Annotated in this window: 20 protein-coding genes; 14 read left to right on the top strand and 6 right to left on the bottom strand. The window is 69.3% G+C overall.

Annotation, left to right across the window (positions count from 1 at the left end):
• Window positions 1-75 precede the first annotated feature (75 nt).
• A complete protein-coding gene (locus C1M51_RS12750) occupies window positions 76-1212 on the top strand; it encodes an HD-GYP domain-containing protein (RefSeq protein WP_129450278.1) in 1137 nt (378 codons plus the stop codon).
• 10 nt (window positions 1213-1222) lie between these two features.
• Here the strand turns inward: C1M51_RS12750 and gpmA are convergent, their stop codons facing one another.
• Entirely contained in the window at window positions 1223-1966 is a 744-nt protein-coding gene (gene gpmA / locus C1M51_RS12755; RefSeq protein ID WP_129450280.1) for a 2,3-diphosphoglycerate-dependent phosphoglycerate mutase, read from the bottom strand.
• Window positions 1967-2059: 93 nt separating this feature from the next.
• Here gpmA and C1M51_RS12760 point away from each other — a divergent pair, with 93 nt between their 5' ends.
• From C1M51_RS12760 to C1M51_RS12820, 13 genes are all read left to right on the top strand, one after another.
• Window positions 2060-2476, top strand: a complete 417-nt coding sequence (locus tag C1M51_RS12760) for a rhodanese-like domain-containing protein (RefSeq protein WP_011828314.1) — start codon at window positions 2060-2062, stop codon at window positions 2474-2476.
• A 125-nt stretch (window positions 2477-2601) separates the two neighbouring features.
• Complete coding sequence (grxC, locus tag C1M51_RS12765) at window positions 2602-2874, top strand: glutaredoxin 3 (RefSeq protein WP_129450282.1); 273 nt, start codon at window positions 2602-2604, stop codon at window positions 2872-2874.
• Between the two features lie 182 nt (window positions 2875-3056).
• Entirely contained in the window at window positions 3057-3548 is a 492-nt protein-coding gene (secB, locus tag C1M51_RS12770) for a protein-export chaperone SecB (RefSeq protein WP_036230692.1), read from the top strand.
• 28 nt (window positions 3549-3576) lie between these two features.
• Window positions 3577-4578, top strand: coding sequence for an NAD(P)H-dependent glycerol-3-phosphate dehydrogenase (locus C1M51_RS12775; protein ID WP_011828317.1), 1002 nt, complete (start codon window positions 3577-3579; stop codon window positions 4576-4578).
• 150 nt (window positions 4579-4728) lie between these two features.
• A complete protein-coding gene (locus tag C1M51_RS12780) occupies window positions 4729-5496 on the top strand; it encodes an SGNH/GDSL hydrolase family protein (RefSeq protein WP_129450284.1) in 768 nt (255 codons plus the stop codon).
• A gap of 25 nt (window positions 5497-5521) precedes the next feature.
• Complete coding sequence (locus C1M51_RS12785) at window positions 5522-6715, top strand: acyltransferase (protein WP_129450286.1); 1194 nt, start codon at window positions 5522-5524, stop codon at window positions 6713-6715.
• Between the two features lie 66 nt (window positions 6716-6781).
• Window positions 6782-7738, top strand: coding sequence for an exosortase B (gene xrtB / locus C1M51_RS12790; RefSeq protein ID WP_129450287.1), 957 nt, complete (start codon window positions 6782-6784; stop codon window positions 7736-7738).
• Window positions 7735-8478 (top strand): exosortase C-terminal domain/associated protein EpsI, encoded by a 744-nt coding sequence (locus C1M51_RS12795; RefSeq protein ID WP_129450289.1) that lies wholly within the window; start codon window positions 7735-7737, stop codon window positions 8476-8478. Before xrtB ends, C1M51_RS12795 begins: the two co-directional genes overlap by 4 nt.
• A gap of 8 nt (window positions 8479-8486) precedes the next feature.
• Entirely contained in the window at window positions 8487-9548 is a 1062-nt protein-coding gene (locus C1M51_RS12800; protein ID WP_129450291.1) for a glycosyltransferase family 2 protein, read from the top strand.
• The gene (locus C1M51_RS12805) at window positions 9548-10738 is read left to right on the top strand and encodes a glycosyltransferase (RefSeq protein WP_129450293.1); all 1191 of its coding nucleotides are present in this window, start codon (window positions 9548-9550) and stop codon (window positions 10736-10738) included. Before C1M51_RS12800 ends, C1M51_RS12805 begins: the two co-directional genes overlap by 1 nt.
• Window positions 10735-11622, top strand: coding sequence for a family 16 glycosylhydrolase (locus tag C1M51_RS12810; RefSeq protein WP_129450295.1), 888 nt, complete (start codon window positions 10735-10737; stop codon window positions 11620-11622). The genes C1M51_RS12805 and C1M51_RS12810 overlap by 4 nt, the downstream gene beginning before the upstream one ends.
• Before the next feature lie 26 nt (window positions 11623-11648).
• A complete protein-coding gene (locus C1M51_RS12815; protein ID WP_129450297.1) occupies window positions 11649-13010 on the top strand; it encodes a hypothetical protein in 1362 nt (453 codons plus the stop codon).
• A gap of 8 nt (window positions 13011-13018) precedes the next feature.
• Complete coding sequence (locus tag C1M51_RS12820) at window positions 13019-14056, top strand: glycosyltransferase family 2 protein (RefSeq protein ID WP_165349686.1); 1038 nt, start codon at window positions 13019-13021, stop codon at window positions 14054-14056.
• Here C1M51_RS12820 and C1M51_RS12825 read toward each other — a convergent pair.
• The 5 genes from C1M51_RS12825 to C1M51_RS12850 all read right to left on the bottom strand — a co-directional run bounded on the left by C1M51_RS12825 (window position 14011) and on the right by C1M51_RS12850 (window position 19685).
• Window positions 14011-15129 (bottom strand): acyltransferase, encoded by a 1119-nt coding sequence (locus tag C1M51_RS12825; protein WP_242499681.1) that lies wholly within the window; start codon window positions 15127-15129, stop codon window positions 14011-14013. The two genes, C1M51_RS12820 and C1M51_RS12825, sit on opposite strands and share 46 nt — an antisense overlap.
• A gap of 70 nt (window positions 15130-15199) precedes the next feature.
• Window positions 15200-15997: a glycosyltransferase family 25 protein gene (locus tag C1M51_RS12830; protein ID WP_165349687.1), complete on the bottom strand. Its 798-nt coding sequence runs from the start codon at window positions 15995-15997 to the stop codon at window positions 15200-15202.
• A gap of 37 nt (window positions 15998-16034) precedes the next feature.
• A complete protein-coding gene (locus C1M51_RS12835; protein WP_129450305.1) occupies window positions 16035-17069 on the bottom strand; it encodes a polysaccharide pyruvyl transferase family protein in 1035 nt (344 codons plus the stop codon).
• 16 nt (window positions 17070-17085) lie between these two features.
• Window positions 17086-18579: a lipopolysaccharide biosynthesis protein gene (locus C1M51_RS19015; protein WP_165349688.1), complete on the bottom strand. Its 1494-nt coding sequence runs from the start codon at window positions 18577-18579 to the stop codon at window positions 17086-17088.
• Window positions 18576-19685, bottom strand: a complete 1110-nt coding sequence (locus tag C1M51_RS12850) for a glycosyltransferase family A protein (protein ID WP_242499683.1) — start codon at window positions 19683-19685, stop codon at window positions 18576-18578. Before C1M51_RS12850 ends, C1M51_RS19015 begins: the two co-directional genes overlap by 4 nt.
• Window positions 19686-19691 lie beyond the last annotated feature (6 nt).

The following is a 19691-nucleotide window of genomic DNA, read 5'->3' on the forward strand; positions in this document are numbered from 1 at the left end:
TTCGATCACCCCCTACTGTTCCCGCACGCTCCGCCGTCACCGGCACAGAGAGCGGTCGAACGTCGAGGGGACGCCATGCAGCTGCTCAAACTGGTCGCGCACCACATCAAGGTCGGTGTGCCCTTGCCGTTCGGCGTGCGCAACGAGGAGGGCCAGCTGCTGCTGGCCTGCGGCCAGGTCGTGGCCAGCGAGGCCCAGCTCGAGGCGCTGCTCGATCGCGGCGCCTATGCCGACGTCGAGGAGATCAAGGCCTGGCAGCGGGTACTGCAGGAGACGGCCCAGGGCAAGAAGCCGGAGCGGCAGCTCACGCTGTTCGACCACTGGGCGCAGATGAACCGCCGGCTCGACCAACTGCTGCGCAGCCTGGGCCGCGGCGACGACTTCCCGGCGCTCGTCGATGCCTTCGCCGGCGAGTTCATCGCGCTGGTCGATCGCGATCCCGATGTGGCGATCTACGGCTCGATCCGCCAGGACCCGCGGCGCCTGTCGGAGTACGGCGTGGCGCATGCGTTGCACACCGCGCTGGCGGGCCAGTTGATGGCGCGTCGTGCCGGCTGGGCCGAGGAGCGCGTGGCAACGCTGGTGCGCGCCGCACTGACCATGAACGTCACCACACTCGACCTGCAGGGCGCGCTCGCGGTCCACGGTGAGCGCCCGACGGCTTCGCAGCTCGCACAGATTCGCGCGCACCCGCAGCAGGCCGTGGACCGCCTGCGCGCCGCCGGGGTACACGACGAAGCCTGGCTGCAGACCGTGCTCGAGCACCACGAACAGCCCGGCGGCGGCGGCTACCCGCAGGGGCTGGGCGAGGTCTGCGAAGCGGCCGTCGCGCTGAGGCTGGCCGACGTGTTCCTGGCCAAGATCAGCCTGCGCAGCGGCCGTGCACCGCTGTCGATGCAGGAGGCCGCGAAGCAACTGTTCCAGCAAAGCGGTGGCAGCCCGCTGGCGGCGGCGCTGATCAAGGAATACGGCATCTACCCGCCGGGCGACTTCGTGCGGCTCGCCTCCGGCGAACTGGCGGTCGTCACGCGCCGCGGGCCCAGCGCCCATGCGCCGATGGTGGCGGCCATCACCGACCGCGCCGGCCTGCCCACGGTGCGCACCACGCCGCGCGACACCGCCCAGCCGGGCTGCCAGATCACCGGCCGGGCGACCGACCTGCAGCTCGTGCTGCGCGTGGTGCCGGAGCGGCTCTACGGCCTGGTGGGCTGAGGGCGCGGTCTCAGCCGTCCGCCTGCAGCGCGGACACCGAGGCCGCCTGCGCGGCGGCGTCGGCCCCGCCCAGGTAGTACTTCGAGGTCGGCTTCAGGTTGGCGTCGAGGTCGTAGACCAGCGGGATGCCGTTCGGGATGTTCACGCCCACGATGTCGGCGTCGGAGATGTTGTTCAGGTGCTTCACCAGCGCGCGGATGCTGTTGCCGTGCGCCACGATCACCAGCCGCTGGCCGGCGGCGATGGCCGGGGCCAGCGTGCCGTACCAGAGCGGCAGCACGCGCGCCACGGTGTCCTTCAGGCATTCGGTCAGCGGCACCTGGTTGGCCGCGAGCTTCGCGTAGCGCGCGTCGCCGCGCTCGCTGCGCGGGTCGTTCGCCTCCAGCGGCGGCGGCGGCACGTCGTAGCTGCGACGCCAGAGCAGCACCTGCTCGTCGCCGAACTGCTTGGCCATGTCGGCCTTGTTCAGGCCCTGCAGGCCGCCGTAGTGGCGCTCGTTGAGGCGCCAGTCCTTGATGACCGGCAGCCAGGTGCGGTCCATGCCGTCGAGGCAGTGCCAGGCGGTCCAGATCGCGCGCTTGAGCACCGAGGTGTAGACGGTGTCGAAATCGATGCCGGCCTGCTTCAGCAACCGGCCGGCCTGCTGGGCCTGGGCCACGCCGGTGGGGGTGAGCTCCACGTCGGTCCATCCGGTGAAGCGGTTCTCGAGGTTCCAGGTCGATTCGCCGTGGCGGATCAGCACGAGTTGGGTCATGAGGCGGGTCGCGGCAGCAATGGGAATAGCCGCAGATTCTAGAATCGCTGTCTTTCCGCCTCCCTGACCGCGCCGGCCGCGCGCGCCCCCACCGTGAAGTTTCTCCTCGACAACTGGTATCTGGTCCTCGCTGCGCTCGCCTCGGGCGGTCTTCTGGTCTGGCCGCTGATCGCTCGCGGCGGCGGCCCGAACCGCGTGTCCACCGCCGAGGCGGTGATGCTGATCAACCGCGAGAAGGCGGTGCTGATCGACGTGAGCGAGCCCGCCGAGTACGCCGCCGGCCATGCCAGCAACGCCCGGAACATCCCGCTCGCCGGGCTGGAGAGCGGCGCCAAGGGCCTGCCCACCAACAAGAGCCTGCCGGTGCTGGTGATCTGCCCGACCGGCGCGCGGGCCAACCGCGCCGTCGCCACCTTGCGCAAGCTCGGCTACGAGAAGGCCAGCACCGTGATCGGCGGCCTGGCGGCCTGGCGTGAGGCGCAACTGCCGGTGGAGAAGTCGGCGGCTTGAGCGGGCCGGGGTCTATCGCCGAGATAGCGCCAAATGCCGCGCATTGCCGCGCAAATCAAACCCGCAGCCCGGCAAGGACGTGTCGATTCCGTGACACTGGCGGCTCGTTCCACCGATTGCCCGCCATGTCGTCCTCCACCGTCAAGATGTTCACCACCCAGGTCTGCCCGTTCTGCATCCGGGCCAAGGCACTGCTGAAGCAGCGCGGCGTGGAGCAGATCGAGGAAATCCGCATCGACCTCGATCCTGCGCAGCGCGACGCCATGATGCAGGCGACCGGCCGGCGCACCGTGCCGCAGATCTTCATCGGCGACACCCATGTGGGCGGCTGCGACGAACTCATCGCACTCGACCAGCGCGGCGGCCTGATGCCGCTGCTGCAGCAGTCCCCGGCCTGACTGACGGCAGGCCGGCAAGCCGGCCGCTGCCACCCCGCTGCGACATAATCCGGCGGTTCCATGCCCCAGGGCCCGCCGACGTCGACGACGGCGGGCCGTTTGTTTGTTCAAGGCCCTCCAGCCCGCGATGCCTCCCACGGCCCCGCGGTTCGAGCCGGCCCAGCCCCTGACGGATGCCCACCATGGCCGAGCAAGACTCCAACCCCGTGTTCCAGATCCAGCGCGTCTACCTCAAGGACGTGTCGCTGGAGCAGCCCAATTCGCCGCAGATCCTGCTCGAGCAGTCGCAGCCGCAGGTCGACATCAGCCTGGCCGTCAATGCCGAGACCGTGGCCGACGGCATCTACGAGGTGTCGGTGACCGCCACGGTCACCACCAAGGTCGCCGACAAGACGCTGTTCCTGTGCGAAGCCAAGCAGGCCGGCATCTTCGAGATCCGCAACCTGCCCGACGGCCAGACGCAGCCGGTGCTGGGCATCGCCTGCCCCGGCATCGTCTACCCCTACCTGCGCGCGACGGTGGCCGACATCATCACCCGTGCCGGCTTCCCGCCGGTGCACCTGGCCGAGGTGAACTTCCAGGCCATGTACGAAGCTCAGCAGCAGGCCGCCGCGCAGCAGCAGGGTGCGGTGAGCAACGGCAACGGCGGCTCGCCGATCATCACCAACGCCTGATCCGCGCCGCCCGCCCGGCCCGACGCGCATGCGCATCACGGTCCTCGGCGCCGGTGCCTGGGGCACGGCCCTCTCCGTCGGCATCGCGCCGCGGCACGACACCCTGCTGTGGGCGCGCGATGCCGCCCAGGCCGCGCACATCGAGGCCAGCCGCGACAACCGGCGCTACCTGCCCGGCGTGGCGCTGCCCGCCGCGCTGCGTCTCACGGCCGACCTGGACGCGGCGATCGCGCACGCCCAGGCGGATGGCGGCCTGATCGTCATCGCCACCCCCATGTCGGGCCTGCGCGAGATGCTGGCCCGCTGCGCTGCCAGTGGCGCCGGTCTGTGGTGGCTGTGCAAGGGCTTCGAGGCCGGCACCGGCGCGCTGGGCCACGAGGTGGCGCGCGAGGTGGCGCCGGCGGCCCGCGTGGGCGTGCTGTCGGGACCGAGCTTCGCGCTCGAGGTGGCCCGCGGCCAGCCCACCGCGCTGGTGGCCGCCAGCACCGACGAGGCGCTGCGCAACCAGGCCGTCGAGGCCTTCCACAGCGAATCGCTGCGCGTCTACACCTCCGCCGACCCCGTGGGCGTGGAGGTCGGTGGCGCGGTCAAGAACGTCATCGCCATCGCCACCGGCATTGCCGATGGCATGGGCCTGGGCCTCAACGCGCGTGCGGCGCTCGTCACCCGCGGCCTGGCCGAGATCACGCGCCTGGGCACGGCGCTGGGCGCGCGCGTGGACACCTTCATGGGCCTCAGCGGCCTGGGTGACCTGGTGCTCACCGCCACCGGCGACCTGTCACGCAACCGCCAGGTCGGCCTGCAACTGGCCCAGGGGCGCTCGCTGCCCGAAGTGCTGGCCGCGCTGGGCCACGTGGCCGAGGGCGTGTACAGCGCCGCCACCGTGCTGGCACGTGCCCAGGCGCTGGGCGTCGACATGCCCATCACCGCCGCCGTGGTGGCGGTGCTCGACGGACGGCTGACGCCGGCGCAGGCGTTGGAGCGGTTGATGCGGCGGCAGGCAAGGGCCGAAGGCCACGCGCCGGACTGAGCGCGTCCCGCTCTCGCATCGCGTCGACGTGACAGGCTGTACGCAGCCTCCCGTCCGGACGTCGCTCCTGGTTACGCCTCTGCCCTGTTGTTGCAGGGAAATGCACGCACCGCCGCTCAAACTCCTGCGACCCCCAACGCAGGAGACGCCTTGTTCACCCGATACCTCGCCGTCTGGCTGCTGGTCCTGACCGGTCTGACGGGCCTGGCGCCCGCCGCAGCGGCGCAGCCTGCACAGGCGGCCGCCGTGTCCGGTCCGACCGCCTACCCGTCCGAAGCCTCGCAGTGGCCGGGCAAGGGCGTCGTGCGCGTCTTCGGCTGGATGGTCGACAACCGCCGCGAGTTCTGGCGGCAGCGCGAGCACGAGCGGGGCCGGGTGGTGTTCGCCGGCGATTCGCTGGTCGCCGGCTGGCGCACGCTGAAGCAGGACTTCCCCTCCGAGCCGGTGGCCAACCGGGGCATCGGCGGCGACGTCAGCCGCGGCCTGCTGTTCCGTTTCCAGGAGGACGTGCTCGATCTTCAACCGACGGCCGTGGTGATCCAGATCGGCACCAACGACCTCAGCGCCCAGCAGGCCCCGGCCGACACCGTGTTCAACCTCGTCGCGATGATCGAGATGGCGCGCCGGCACGACCGCGGGTTGCCGATCGTCGTCTGCACCGTGCCGCCACGCGCCCACCCGCAGGCGCCGATCGATCCGGCGAAGTGGAGGGAGCTCAACGCCGGCATCCGGGCGCTCGCGGATCGGCAGGCGGGCGTCAGCGTGGTCGAACTGGCCGAGCCGTTGTCGGCGCCCGACGGATCGATCGACCCGCGCTACTTCGCGACCGACAGGCTGCACCTGTCGGCGCAGGGCTACGAGCGCTGGAAATCGGCACTCGAGCCCGTCCTGGCGCCGCTGCGCACGAGCCGCCGCTGACGCGCCCCGCCTCCGACGCCCGGTCATGAACGCGCGAGCGCCGTCCTCCCCGCTCGCCGCACCGCCCATCGGTGCGGCCGCCACGGCCTATCTCGACGCGCTCAGGGCGATTGCCGCCAACCTGGTGATCGGCTCGCACATCGTGCTGATCCACTTCGACGGGACGATCCGCTACCCGGGCGGCAGCCTCGCGGTGGCGGTCTTCTTCCTGCTGTCGGGTTTCCTGATCACGCAATCGATGCTGAACTGGGCCGCACGGCCCGGTCCCCGCCTGCCCGGCTTCCTGGCCGATCGGGTCGCCCGCATCATGACGCCCTTCGTGCCCGCCTTGCTGCTCATCGTGCTGGCCAACGGGTGGCTGATCTCCTCGCACTGGGGCGCGCCCGAGGTCAACACCGGCCTGCGGCCCTTCCTCGGCAACCTGCTGCAGCTGCAGGACCACAGCCTCTTCCAGTTCCTCGAGATGCTGCGCCTCGACATGCCCTGGCGCATCCGGCCCTACAACACCGCCGAGCCGTTCTGGACCGTGTCGGTCGAGATGTGGATCTACGTCGCGATGGGCCTCTTCGTCTTCTGTGTGCTGTGCCAGGAGCGGCTGCGCCGCCGCTATCTCTGGCCGCTGGCCGCGCTGAGCTTTCCGGTGTTGGTGTGGAACGCCGCTGCCGGCGGCGGCAAGTCGCTGACGCTGATCTGGCTCGTCGGCGCGGCGGCCGGATGGGCGTTCGCGCGGCTGCCGGCCTACCGCCGCAGCGGCTGGCTGGCCTTCTGGCTGGTGGCCCTGGGTTCGGTGGCGCTGGTGGGCCGCGCAGCCAAGATCGGCTTCGACCCCTACGACCTGCAGACGGCGGCCCTGATCGCGCTGGTGATGTTCGGCGTGCTGTGCCATCTCCTGAACGCTCGCTCCGTTCCCGCTCCCGTCGAACGGGCCTGCCGCTTCTTCGCGTCCTACAGCTACAGCCTCTATCTCATCCACAACACCGTGCTGGTCGTCGTCTGGGAGACGACCCGCGGCGCGCCCCGCTGGCTGGCCATCGTGGGCGGCGTGCTGCTCTCGCACCTGGTGGCCTACGGGCTCTATCTCGCGTTCGAGCGCCACTACCGCCCTGTGGCGCGTTGGCTGAGGCCGCGTTTCGAGCAGGCACTGCTGCCGCGTTCGCGCCCGGCCCGGCGGCCGACGGCTCACGGGACGGTCGGTCTCGAGGCCGCCTCGCGCTTCTGAACCGGAGAAACCTACAGTCACGCTCGTCACGTTTGTTGCGGCGCAGCAAGTGCGTAAACTGCACCGATGAATATTCACGTTCCCGCAGCGCGCGCACCCGGTGGACGGGTCGATGCGCAGCGGGCCGTCTCGAGCGAGGCCGGAGCGTCCGGCGGGGCTGCGCGCGCCGCTCGCCCGCTGCTACCGGTGGCGGCCGGGCTGCTGCTGCTCTACCTGCCCAGCATCACGGACCTCGCGCAGGGCCTGTGGCAGACCGACACCCACTCGCACGGCCCCATCGTGCTGGCGGTCGTCGTCTGGCTCTTCTACCGGCAGATCCGGCCGGCACTCGCCGACGGATCGGCAGGCGCCGGCGCGCGGCGGCCGGTGCCTGGCTGGCTGCTGCTCGCCGTGGGGCTGCTGGTCTACGTGCTCGGGCGTTCGCAGTCCTTCCCGGTCCTGGAAGTGGCCTCGCTGCTGCCGGTGCTGCTGGGCTGCTCGCTGCTGCTGCTGGGAGCGCCCACCACGCGAAGGCTGTGGTTCGCTTTCCTGTTCCTGTGCTTTCTCGTCCCGATGCCGGGCTCGATGGTCGATGCGATCACGCAGCCCCTGAAGATCGGCGTTTCTTACGTCGTCGAACATCTGTTGCATGCCGCCGGCTACCCGATCGCCCGTGCCGGCGTGGTGCTGACCGTCGGCCAGTACAAGCTGCAGGTGGCCGATGCCTGTTCGGGCTTGAACTCGCTGTTCATGCTGGAGGCCTTCGGGCTGCTCTACCTCAACGTGGTCCGCCACGCATCGGCCCTGCGCAATGCGGTGCTCGCGGTGCTGATCGTGCCGATCTCGTTCGCTTCCAACGTGCTGCGCGTGGTGGTGCTGGTGCTGATCACCCACCACGTCGGCGACGCCGCGGGGCAGGGCTTCGTTCATGGTTTCTCGGGCATGGTGTTGTTCGCCGCGGCGCTGTGCATGACGGTGCTGGCCGACACGGCCCTGCGCCGGCTCCCCGCGTTGCGCGGCGTCCGGCAGGAGGCGCTGCAATGAGCGCGGCCCTGACAGCGCCCACGGTATCGGCGCGCGCCCGCGCGGGCCTGTCCTGGCGTTCGAGCCTCGCCGTGTTCCTGCTGATGCTGGCGGCTGCCGTGGCGGCCTGGCAGCTCACGCCTCGCGGGCTGCCGGGCGCGGGTCCGCTGCCGCAGCTCGAACTGGCGGTGCCCCCGGTCATCGGCGAGTGGCGGCTCGTGCCCTCGCTGCGAGAGCAGGTCGATCTGGCGGTCGACCGCGACGGCGAACGGCTCATCAGCCAACCCTATGACCAGACCCTGCTGCGCACCTACCAGAACGTGCGCGGGGAACAGATCCTGCTCGCGGTGGCCTACACCCGGCAGCAGAGCCAGGAGGTCAAGGTGCACCGGCCGGAGGTCTGCTACACGGCGGTCGGCTTCGAGGTGCTGTCGCTCGACCCGGCCCGCCTGGGGGTGGCGGCCGCAGGCATGTCGCCCGTCGACGGCATGCGCATGGTGGCGCGCAGCATGCACCACACCGAGGCCGTCAGCTACTGGATCCGCATGGGCGGCATCTACAGCCAGAACGCGTTCGACACCCGCCTGCACCTGCTGGCCGAGGGGCTGCAGGGCCGCCTGCGAGACGGCGCGCTGGTGCGCGCCTCACGCATCGTCGCCGACCCGCGCGAAGCAGCGGCGGCCTATCCGCAGATCGAGCGCTTCCTGTCCGAGTTCACTGCTGCGTTGACGCCCGAGGTGCGCGCGCTCCTGCTCCTCTGAACCCCACCATGCCTGTCGAACCTTCTGCCTCACCGGCCGCCGCAACCCGCGTCCTGCTCGTGATCCCCACGCTCAACGAGGAGGCCCACATCGACGGCCTGCTCGCAGGGCTGCTGGCGGATCCGCCGGCCTCTGCGAGCTGGCGGATCGTGGTCGTCGACGGCGGCAGCACCGACGGTACCGTCGAGAAGGTCCAGGCCGTGGCAGCGCAGCAACCCGCGGTGCAATGGGTGCACAACCCGGCGCGCATCCAGAGTGCGGCGCTCAACCTGGCGGCCCGGCAGTTCGGCCGGGAGGCCGACGTGCTGATCCGCTGCGACGCCCACGCCGTCTACCCCGCCGGCTTCTGCCAGCGCCTGCTCGATACGCTGGCCGGCTCCGGCGCCGATGCGGTGGTGGTGCCCATGGATTCCATCGGCCACGGCTGCCTCGAGCGCGCCGTGGCCTGGGTGTCCAATTCGCCGGTCGGCACCGGCGGCTCGGCGCATCGCGGCGGCCACCGCAGCGGCTTTGTCGACCATGGCCACCATGCCGCGTTCCGCATGGACATGTTCCGCCGCGCCGGCGGCTACGACGAAAGCTTCACGCACAACGAGGACGCCGAGCTCGACTGCCGGCAGCGTGCCCTCGGTGCCCGCATCTACCTGGACGCCGACATCCGCCTCGGCTACCACCCGCGCAGCAGCCTGCCGGCGCTGGCGCGCCAGTACTTCCGCTACGGCGCCGGACGCTCGCGCACCGCGCGCCGCCATCCGGGCTCGCTGCGCCTGCGGCAGCTCGCCGTGCCCGCGCACCTGCTGCTGTCGGTGCTGGCCGTCGCGATCAGTCCCTGGTTCGCCGGGCTGCTGGCGTGGCCGGCGTTCTACGTCGGCGTGCTGCTGCTCACGTCGCTGCTGATGGCGGTGCGGCACCGCTCGGCCTGCGGCCTGCTGGCCGGGGTAGCCGCCGCCACCATGCACACGGCCTGGGCGCTGGGCTTCCTGTCGGGTCTGGTGGGCCGGCGCGAGCAGGCCTGGCAGCCGGTGCTGGCCGCCCCCCTGTGGCCCGCTGAAACGAGAGCCCCCGCCTGATGAACCCGTCTACCTTGAACGTTCTGCTGGTCGACCCCTCGCTGTTCACCGCACCCTACGACGCGGCGCTCACCGAAGGCCTGCTTGCGGCCGGTGTTCAGCCCACGTGGGCCGTGCGGCCCACGCGCAAGGGCGACCGCCCCGAACTCCCCGAGGCCCACGTCGACGCCTTCTTCTACAAGGTCATCGACGAGGCCCCGGGCCTGCCGCGCGCGCTGCGCGCGCTGGCCAAGGGCCTGTCGCACGCGGTCGGCCTGCTGCAGCTGTGCCGGCGCGTGGTGGTGCGCCGCCCGGCGGTCGTGCACTTCCAGTGGGTGGTGGTGCCGCCGCTCGACACGCTGGCCATCCTGTTCATCCGCATGCGCTGCCCGGTCGTGCTGACCGTGCACGACACGGTGCCCTTCAACGGCGAGCGCATGTCGCTGCTGCAGAACCTGGCGTTCGACCTGCCCATCAAGCTGGCCGACCGCGTGATCGTGCACACCCTGGCCGGCCGCGAGCGCCTGGTGAAGCGCGGCGTGTCCGCCAGCAAGCTGGCCGTGATCCCGCACGGCCCGCTGCGCCTGCAGGCCACGCCGTCGCCGGCCGGCCCGCGGCGCGACGACCCGCGCTGGAGCTTCGTGCTGTTCGGCGAGATCAAGCCCTACAAGGGGCTCGACGTGCTGATCGAGGCGGTGGCCCGCCTGCCCGCCGACGTGCGCCGCCAGTCGCGCTTCATCGTGGCCGGGCGGCCGCGCATGGACCTCGCGCCGCTGCAGGCCCGCATCGAGGCACTGAAGCTCGGCGACTGTTTCGACCTGCGCCTGCAGCGCCTCTCCGAACAGGAGATGGCCGACCTGTTCGCCCAGGCCCACGCCTTCGTGTTCCCCTACCGCCAGATCGACGCCAGCGGCGTGTACTACCTCGTCAAGTCGCTCGGCAAGTGGATGATCGCCAGCCGCGTCGGCATCTTTGCCGAAGACCTGCAGCACGGCACGCAGGGCGCGCTGGTGCCGCCCGAAGACATCGGCGCACTGTCCACGGCGCTGGCCGACGCGGTGATCCACCGCGCCATGCCGCGACCCCTGCCGCCCGGCAGCACCTGGGCCGGCATCGGCGTCACGACGCGGGTGCTGTACCAGCAGGCCATCGACGCACGCTCCGCACGTGCCCGGCCTCCCAAGGTCCAACCGCAGCCGCCGGCGCAATGAACAACCGCCGCCTCCTCACCGCCCGCCTGGCCGTGATGGCCGCTGCGGCCACCTGCGGGCCCGGCCTGCTGACGGCGTGCGCGCAACAGCCGCAGGGCGGAAGCGTGGCCGCCAGCGTGCCCCGCCAGCCGGTCGCGCCGGTGCGCGAGTCGGGCTACAAGCTGGTGAAGAACTGGGATTTCAAGACGCTGATCCGTGACGACGCCGCGCTGCGCAAGGAGTTCTTCACCCGCTACATCTTCGCCAACGGCACGCTCGATCACGTGAACGACGAGTGGAGCCGCTACCGCGACAACCACAACCACGTCTTCACCGACACCGGCCTGTCGCTGGTGGCCCGGGCGCCCGGCGAACTGAAGCCGGGCAAGGTGGAGAGCGGCATGCTGCGCTCGCGCTGGAGCGGCCAGTACGGCGTGTACGAGATCCGCATGAAGGCGCCGCCGGGCCGGGGCACCTGGCCCGCGTTCTGGCTCAACCCGCAAGACCAGACCTGGCCGCCCGAGATCGACGTGGTGGAGATCGTGAACAACGGCGAAGGCGGCACCCGGCGCAGCTTCCACTTCCTGCACGGCGTGGGCACCAAGAACGCCAGGCAGCGCGTCAGCAAGCTCGACGCGCAGAAGACCTACGTGCCGGGCACCGACTTCGCCGAGCAGTTCCACGTGTTCTCGGTCGAGTGGACGCCCGACAGCGTGCGCCACTACGTGGACGGCGTGCTGGTGACCGACCGCGATTACCTCTGGGTGCACAACAACGGCCAGGACGCCGGTGCCGCCCATGTGCTGGTCAACCTGGCCATCGGCGGCAACTGGCCCGGCCCGCCGAACGCCGCGTCGCTGCCGGCCAGCCTCGAGATCGACTACATCCGCGTCTGGCAGCGCTGACGCCACGCCGCCTTCCTGCCCACGCCATGCACAGCAGCCTTGCCGCCACCGCGCCGATCGACCTGGATCCGCTCGACGCCGACCGCACGCGGCACCAGGGCATGCTGCTGCGGGGCTCCATCGTCTTCCTGCTGCTCTCCACCACCGTGTTGCAGCGCTTCGGGCTGAACTTCGGCAGCTACTCGGCCAACGTCACCTTGCTGGCGATGTTCGGCGTGCTCGGCGTGGCCCTGGCATCCAGCCGGCTGAGCTTTGCGGTCGAGCGCGTGTTCCTCTATGTGCTGTGCATCGCCATCGCTGCGGCCAGCATGCTGACCAACCTGAACTTCTCGCTGATCGACCGCTCGTCGTTCTCTTCGCTGCTGCTGCTGGTGGTGATGTTCCTGCCCTTCGTGTTCGTTCTCAAGCCCGACCCCACCGGGCGCAACGACGCCGACTGGGTGATGCGCTGCTTCTCCAACATCGCGCTGTTCTGCGCCTTCGCGGGCATCGCGCAGTTCTTCGCCCAGTTCGTGATGAAGCCCCCGTGGCTGTTCGACTTCACCGAATCCATTCCCTTCATCCTGCGAGGGCCGAGCGGATTCAACACCGTCATCCCAGTCGGTTCGCTGTTCAAGTCCAACGGCTTCTTCTTCCGCGAGCCGTCGGGCTTCTCTTTCACGATGGCGTTCGCGCTGCTGGTCGAAGTGGCGCTCTACAAGCGCCTCCCGCGCATCGGTGCGTTCGCACTGGCGCTGCTGCTCACCTATTCGGGCACCGGCATCCTGGCGCTGTTCATCGGGCTGCTGTTCCCGCTGGGCCTGCGCACGGCGCTGAGGCTGGGCGCGGTGGCGCTGGTCGGCGGCCTGGTGGTGGTGGCACTGGGCGACGTGTTGAACCTGTCGTTCACGCTCGGTCGCGTCGGCGAGTTCGGCTCCGAGCGCAGCAGCGCCTACATCCGCTACATCGCGCCCTTCCGTGTGATCGCCGACACGATGATGAGCGATGCCTGGAGCTTCTGGCTGGGCCACGGGCCCGGCACCATCTACCGGCTCGGCCCCTCGTCCTCCTATGACTTCCACGACCCCACGTGGGCCAAGCTGCTGTTCGAATACGGCTTCCTGGGCTTTGTCGCCTTCGTGGCGCTGTTCGCCACGGCCTTGTACCGGCCGCGCGTGCCGCAGCAACTGCGCGCCGTGCTGTTCTTCTCGTGGCTGTTGATGGGCGGGCACTTGCTGACACCCGAGAACAACTACTTCACCTTGACGCTGGTCGGCCTGATGCCGTTGGCCGGTGTGGCACTGGGTCGGGGCGTCGTGACCGGAGCGTCCTCAGGTGCCGATGCAGAACTGTCGTCGCCGCCGGACCCGACGATGGTCGCCAAGCCCAGCGGAACCGAAACGAGATGACATCCCCCGTGCCCAAGATCAGCGTGGTGATCCCATGCTTCAACTACGCCCGCTACGTGGGGCAGGCCATCGAGAGCGCGCTGGCGCAGGCGCATCCCGAGTCGGAGGTGGTGGTCGTCAACGACGGCTCCACCGACGGCTCGCTGGCGGTGATCGAGCGCTATGCGCCGCGCGTGGTGGTGGTCGACCAGGTGAACCAGGGGTCGATCGCGGCCTACAACCGCGGCTTCTCGGAATCGAGCGGCGACGTGGTGATCTTCCTCGACGCCGACGACCTGCTGGAGCCCGGCGCGCTGGCCGCCGTGGCGGCGGCCTGGACGCCGGCCTGCGCCAAGCTGCAGTACGACCTGAAGATCATCGACGCCGACGGCCGCGACACCGGCCGCCGCTTCTGCAACTTCGCCAGCGGCTACGGCACGGCCGAGGCCCGCAGCGCCTTCCTGCGCACCGGCACCTACCGCTGGCCCGTGACGACCGGCAACGCCTACTCGCGCTGGTTTCTCGAACCGATGTTCCCGTTGCGCATCGAGCACGGCCCCGATGGCCACCTGAACACCGTGGCGCCGGTGTACGGCGACGTGACGGTGCTGCCGCAGGTGCTGGGCGCCTACCGGGTGCATGGCGCCAACATGTGGTCCAGCGACGGCTCCGACCATTCGCGCTTGCCCTTCCGTATCCACACCCGCCAGCGCGAAGTGGCCTTCATGCAACTGCACGCGCAGCAGCGCGGCGTGTTCCTGCCGGCCGGCGACGTGCTGGACCGGGAACTGCCCTTCCTCAACTACCGGCTCATGGCGCTGAAGCTCGGCCTGGCCTATACGGGGCAGGAGCGCGACTCGCCCGGGGCGCTGGTGCGGCGGGCCTGGTCGCTCATCGTGTCGGAGCCCATGTCGCTCAAGCACCGTGTGGGCCACCTCGGATGGTTCGGCGTGCTGGCGCTCGCGCCGCGGCAGGCCGTGCCGGCGCTCCTGCACTTGCGCTTCAACCGCAGCCAGCTGCTTCAGTCGCTGCGGCGCTCCGTGGGGCTGGCGCCCGCACGCTCCTGACGCAACGGCTGTCCGGGGCCGGCCTGGAGGGCGGGCACCGACGCACGCTTGGGCACGAGCGACAACGGCCGCTCCACCAGCAGGAAGAGCATTGCCGTGGGCCCCAGCGTCAGCACGAACAGGACGGGCAGCGCGGACCAGAACAGCCACGCCCCCTGAGCTGCCGGCGGCCAGACCCAAGCGAGCAGCAGGAAGCCGGCATGGAGCACCAGGCCATGCAGCAGGTAGTAGGAATAGCTCATGTTGCCCAGCCAGCGCAGAGGCGTCCACGAGAAGCTGCGCGGCAAGCGGGCCGACGGCCACTGGAAGCAGGCCAGGCAGAGCAGCGGCCACGCGACGAACAGGATACAGACCTGCAGCGTCTGCAGGACCCGGCTACCCTCTACAGGCAACAGCATGCTGCCCAGGCCGACCAGCAGCGCCAGCAGCCCCATGCGCCCGGTCACAGGAGGCACGGGCCGCGGAGGCACCATGGCTTCGTACAGCAGCATGCCCGCCACGAACATCATGAGCCGGACGGGCCCGCCCGCGAGTGCACCGTGCAGGGCCAGCGCCCCGGCCAGCGCCAGGAGGAACACCAGGCGCCAGCGACGGCTGCGGGACCGCAGGCCGAGCGCGCCGATGACGGTCGGCACGGCCAGGTAGAAGAACATCTCGTAGCTCAGGGACCAGGCCACGGTGATCATGGCCTCGATGGGGAACAGCCCAGGCAGCAGCAGCAGGTTCTGCAGCAGGTACAGTGCGGCCGCGGTGGCCGGCTCGGGAATGCGGCTCTGCGCCGGGAACGCGAACGACAGCATCACGTAGGCGATGAACACGGCCAGGAAGCTGGGATAGATGCGGACGACCCGGCGCCGCATGAAGCGGAGAAACGGCTGCGGATGCTGCATCAGCGAACCGTAGATCAGGTAACCGCTGAGCACGAAGAACAGGTCGACGCCGGCGTGGCCGAAGGCGCGCAGTCCGAAGGCCAGCTGCAGCGTTGCGGAACTTCCTGCGACCCACGGCGCCACCATGCTCGCGTAGTGCGTGAGGAAGACCAGGAACACCGCGAAGCCGCGCAGTCCTTCCATCGGCCGGACGTTGTCTGCCCGGCCGCCGCGCGACAGTTCGAACCGTTGCGCGAGCCAGGCCATGCAATCACTAATGCCCGCCGGGGGCCGCGCCGAGGTAGGCCGCACCTGCGTCTTCAGGACGGCCGAACGCGGGATTCTCTCGGGCCGTTAAATCGAACGCGACGCGCGAAACACGCTCACCGATGCGCCATGCGAGCCGGGCTGTTCGGTCACGCAGATGGGTCGACATGTCGACTTGCTGGGCATGCTCGATCGTCGAAGGCCCGTGCCGCTCGATCACCGGAAACGGAAACACGGCATAGCTGGGGAGTCCGTAGGCCCAGTACCTCGACATCGCCCAGTCCACCGGCATGGTCATCTGCGGACACGTCAACACCAGAGCCGCTGCGCCTCGGCGGGTGAGCACGTAGGCCTGGGTCCCGAAGGCGTGACCGAACAGCCGGAGAAGGTGACTGTGGTCAGACAGCAGCTTGTACTTGGCCATGCGGCTGCGGAGCGGGTGTGTCGCAAACAGCTTGAGAACATGGATGCCGTGTCCGGCCAGATCGTGTCGACAGAGTTGCTCGACAGCGGGCCAGTCGACAAACACGTCATCCTCCAGCACCACGAGTTGATCGGCCCCGGAGTCCAGGAATTGGCGCCAGACGGCGAAGTGGCTCGCGTAGCAGCCGATCTCGCCGGGTTTCAACGGCCTGCCGAACCGGCGCAGCGCGAGACGGTCGTCATATGCAGCCGGCGATTCGGGCGATCGCCTTGCATCGAAGAAGCTCCACGCCATGGCGGTGTCCGCGGCGGCGGCGAATGCGGCCCGCCGAGCAGTGGCTGTGGTCATGCTGATGACCCGAACCAGGGTGGTGGTGCTCATCGCGTCCCCGGTGTTTCCGTGCGGCTGAACCGATCCTTCATCGCGCCGGCTCCATGGCGAGGCTCGCCGCGGGATCGGCATCTCCCTGCCAGTCCTGCAGCGCGGCGGACAGGCTGGTCGCTCGACGGGCGCGCGGAAAGTCCCGCGTCCACAGATCCATGAAGCCGGAGACCTTGCCGTAGCTGTTGTCGAGAACGGTGTGGGGAATGTTCAGCAGCACGGAGAGGATGTGCGCGTGCAGTCGGTCGGTGATCACGAACTCCGCAGACGCCAGTTGCCGCAGCCCGCGATTCAGGCGGGCGCGAGCCAGTGCTGCGTAATACCGCTCCTTCAGCGCCATCTTGCTGAACGACAACGAAGCGAGCAAAGCGGCCATGGCCGCCGTCTTGGCCCTTCGTCGGGTGTTGTCGGGCTCGGTGAGCCAGTCCGCGCGGACTGCCGCCGGCGGGACGAGTCCTCCGTCCTGCACCATGCCGGCATTGACCTCATGGTCGGTGCGCATCAGCAGCAGCAGCGGATGCGTTGCTTCGACCGGCCGGGTCAGTGGCCCGAGGTAGAAGGCCATGTCGGGACATTTGTGGACTTCGCAGCGAAAGTGCGTCCGAGCGAGCTGATAGCTCTTCTCGTCGCGCACCAGCAGCACGAAGTTTCCGTGCTGTTCGATCGCTCGCGCGGTTCGCTCGATCAGCGAACTGTCGGCATAGTGGATCGATTGCGGGAGCTGTATGACCTTGCGGTTGGGGTAGCGACGGAGAAGCGCTTCTCGAAAGAGCTGATGGCCGGTCCATGTGTCACCGAAGTTGCCCCCGCCAGTGAGAAATATCGGACTCGATGCGTCGGTTCGATCGACGGACGGCCAGTCAGGATTGCTCCAATCGAACACCACGAGCGGTCGTCGACGGACGTTCTGCTTGAAGAATTCAAGCTGACCGAGGTAGATCGCGCTATCTCCAACGTTTTCGTAGTTGGGGAAGTCGAGCAGGACAAACGAGGACAGATTCGAGGTGTGCGGTAGCAGCACCTCGTCTATTCGGCGTTTGATCGATGCAATCAGTGTCGTGTGATCGGTCATCAGGAGGCGTTCAAAATCAGCGGTTCCGGTGGAGTACCAGCGCCTTCAGCGGCTCGAGGTAACGGCAAGTGATGGCACGGGCGAAGGTCGCGATGCCGAGAACATAAAGCGCGGTGCCCAGCAGAGTGCATACCAAGATGAGGGGGACTCCATGCCCCAGTTCAGCGGCCAGGTAGGGCTTGGCGATCCAGACCGCCATTGCCATCGCCAGCGAAAGCAGCAGAGGCGCAGAGAGGGAACTCAGAGAACTCGCCACGCTGGTGCCCACGCCGCGGCACAGCGCCAGCTGCTGGACCGGTGCCGTGAGGTAAGCGCGGAACACGTATGCCAGAGCGACGGCCACCAGACCGTAGGGCACGGCAATCCATGTCAGCAAGATCGTGCAGGCGAGCTGCAGTGCCGAAACCGCGAGCACGGTCCACGACCGGTTGATCGCCGCCAGGGCAGGGCCCGAGATGTAGTTCAGCACGAAAGGCACGGCCATGAACACCAGAACCTCGGCGATCGCACCGGTGCCCGCCCATTGACGGCCGAATACGTGGGCAATCAATTCTTCGGCGATCGCCCCGAAGCCGAAAAGCAGAGGGAGGCCGACCAGGGCCGCGCCTCCGATCAGGCGCTGGTAGGCGCTTGCGAATGCGTCTGGCTGGTGCTGGAGCTTGGAGAGCGTGATCAGCGAGACGCTTCCGATCGGCGCCAGGACAATCTGACCGATGAGTTCGATGGTGCGCCAGGCAACACGGTACTGCCCGACGGCTGCAGCACCGTGAACCCGAGAGATGAAGAGGTCCTGCACACGGACCATCAAGACCCAGAGCAGCTGGGTGGCCATCATGCCGGCGCTGAACGAGATCACCTGGCGCAGGCGGGCGAAGCTGAAGCGCCATTGGGGCGTCCAACGCAAGTAGTACCAAGCCAGCAGCGCGCCGAGCACATTGGTCAGCGCGGCCTGGACCAGCAGGCTCTGGACGCCGAAGCCGAGATAGGCCGCGCTCACCGCAGCCACGCCTGCCACTGTGCTGACGATCAGCGTCTGCTTGGCCATGCTTCGGTGGCCGAACTCTCGGGCGATTCGCGCAGTATGGATTCCTCCGAGCGCGGCCACTGGCATCAGCAGGCACAGCCAGCGGAGAAGTTCGCCGACACCGGGCATCTGGGTCCAGCGCTCGTACAGGGGCGCCAGCAGGAAGACGGTGGCGGCGATCAGGACGCTGAATGCGAGGTTGGCCCAGAATGCCGTGTCGGCGAGTTCCTCATCCAGGGTGTGCTCGCGCATCACCGCATCTGGCAAGCCACCGTTCGCGATGATCCGGCCGACCTCGAAGAACAGGCTGGCGAGGGCGAACACTCCGAAGTCCTCGGGTCGCAACAGCCGCGCGAGAACCACGAAGATCAAGAAGGTGGCTAGTGAACTCCACGCCACACGCAGCACGGACCAGAAGATCGAGGACAGGGTTCTCGACTTCAGTTCGTCTCGAACAGCCGTCGCGTTTGCATCCGAGGTGGTCACCGAACGACTCCGAGGTGGCGCAACGACTGCATCAGCATCCGGGGCCGCGTGCCGGGCGCAAAGCGCCACAGCACCAGCCGGCGCGCCAGCGGTGCCGGTGACAGCAACACGAGCACGGTCCACAGCGCGATCGCTGCGCGTGCCTGCAGGCGCATGCCCTGAGGCCGACCCCAGCCGCGCAGCAGGTCGCCCAGCAGGCTGAACCGGTTGTCGCGCGGCAGCGGGTGCGAGGCCGGCTCCAACCGGTACGAGGCCACGCGGTAGGGCAGCAGCGTGAGGCTGTAGCGCACCGCATCGTCCGGCACCAGGATGCCCACGCGCGCCGCCGTGCGCTGGGCGTAGGCGAAGAGTTGCGTGGCGCGCGTCACTTCGCGGCCGAAGCGCTGCGTGTCGAGTTCGCTGAAGGCGCCGTCGTTCTGGCCGTGGATGCGGTAGCTCACCAGCGGCTTGGGCACGGTGATCACGTCGCCCAGGTAGGGTGCGGCGGCGATGCAGCAGGAGTCGGCGGCGCGGCCGCCGGCGTGGTCGAGCGGGAAGATCTTGTCCAGGAACTCGCGGCTGTACACGTTGCCCGAACCCGGCGGCGTGGGGTAGGCGCTGGTGGTCATGACCCAGTGGCGCGCTTCCTCCGGCGTGGGCACCAGGTGGTATTGCGGCAGCACGCTGCCCAGCGGGCGCAGCGCGGCATCCACGCTGCGCATCTGGAACTGCACCTTGCTGAGGCCCGGCCGCCACACGGCCGCCACTTCACGCACCACGCTCGGGTCCAGCACGTCGTCGGAGTCGAGGAAGATCACCACGTTGCCGCGGCATGCCGCGAAGCCGGTGTTGCACGCGCCCACCTGGCCCTGGTTGTCCTGGTACAGGGCGGTGATGCGCTGTCCATAACGCTCGATCACCGCGCGCGAGCCATCGGTGGAGCCGTCGTCGACGACGATCACCTCCACGTGCGGCCAGTCGAGCGCGAGCGCGCTGTCGATGGCGTCGCCGATGAAGCGCGCGTAGTTGTAGTTGGGGATGACCACCGACAGCCGGATCTCGCTGCCGCTGCCGGCCGGCGCCGCCACGCCGCCGTCGGCGCCTGGGGATCGAAGCGCTTGCAACACGGCCGC

The organism is Methylibium sp. Pch-M, from assembly GCF_004136295.1.
GTDB classification, from domain to species: domain Bacteria; phylum Pseudomonadota; class Gammaproteobacteria; order Burkholderiales; family Burkholderiaceae_C; genus Methylibium; species Methylibium petroleiphilum.

What these genes read in the sequence shown, in the direction of transcription:
- C1M51_RS12750 (WP_129450278.1), top strand. Translation starts at nt 76, where the DNA reads ATGCAGCTGCTCAAACTGGTCGCGCACCACATCAAGGTCGGTGTGCCC.
- gpmA (WP_129450280.1), bottom strand. Translation starts at nt 1,966, where the DNA reads ATGACCCAACTCGTGCTGATCCGCCACGGCGAATCGACCTGGAACCTC.
- grxC (WP_129450282.1), top strand. Translation starts at nt 2,602, where the DNA reads ATGTCGTCCTCCACCGTCAAGATGTTCACCACCCAGGTCTGCCCGTTC.
- secB (WP_036230692.1), top strand. Translation starts at nt 3,057, where the DNA reads ATGGCCGAGCAAGACTCCAACCCCGTGTTCCAGATCCAGCGCGTCTAC.
- C1M51_RS12775 (WP_011828317.1), top strand. Translation starts at nt 3,577, where the DNA reads ATGCGCATCACGGTCCTCGGCGCCGGTGCCTGGGGCACGGCCCTCTCC.
- C1M51_RS12785 (WP_129450286.1), top strand. Translation starts at nt 5,522, where the DNA reads ATGAACGCGCGAGCGCCGTCCTCCCCGCTCGCCGCACCGCCCATCGGT.
- xrtB (WP_129450287.1), top strand. Translation starts at nt 6,782, where the DNA reads ATGAATATTCACGTTCCCGCAGCGCGCGCACCCGGTGGACGGGTCGAT.
- C1M51_RS12795 (WP_129450289.1), top strand. Translation starts at nt 7,735, where the DNA reads ATGAGCGCGGCCCTGACAGCGCCCACGGTATCGGCGCGCGCCCGCGCG.
- C1M51_RS12800 (WP_129450291.1), top strand. Translation starts at nt 8,487, where the DNA reads ATGCCTGTCGAACCTTCTGCCTCACCGGCCGCCGCAACCCGCGTCCTG.
- C1M51_RS12805 (WP_129450293.1), top strand. Translation starts at nt 9,548, where the DNA reads ATGAACCCGTCTACCTTGAACGTTCTGCTGGTCGACCCCTCGCTGTTC.
- C1M51_RS12810 (WP_129450295.1), top strand. Translation starts at nt 10,735, where the DNA reads ATGAACAACCGCCGCCTCCTCACCGCCCGCCTGGCCGTGATGGCCGCT.
- C1M51_RS12815 (WP_129450297.1), top strand. Translation starts at nt 11,649, where the DNA reads ATGCACAGCAGCCTTGCCGCCACCGCGCCGATCGACCTGGATCCGCTC.
- C1M51_RS12825 (WP_242499681.1), bottom strand. Translation starts at nt 15,129, where the DNA reads ATGGAAGGACTGCGCGGCTTCGCGGTGTTCCTGGTCTTCCTCACGCAC.
- C1M51_RS12830 (WP_165349687.1), bottom strand. Translation starts at nt 15,997, where the DNA reads ATGAGCACCACCACCCTGGTTCGGGTCATCAGCATGACCACAGCCACT.
- C1M51_RS12835 (WP_129450305.1), bottom strand. Translation starts at nt 17,069, where the DNA reads ATGACCGATCACACGACACTGATTGCATCGATCAAACGCCGAATAGAC.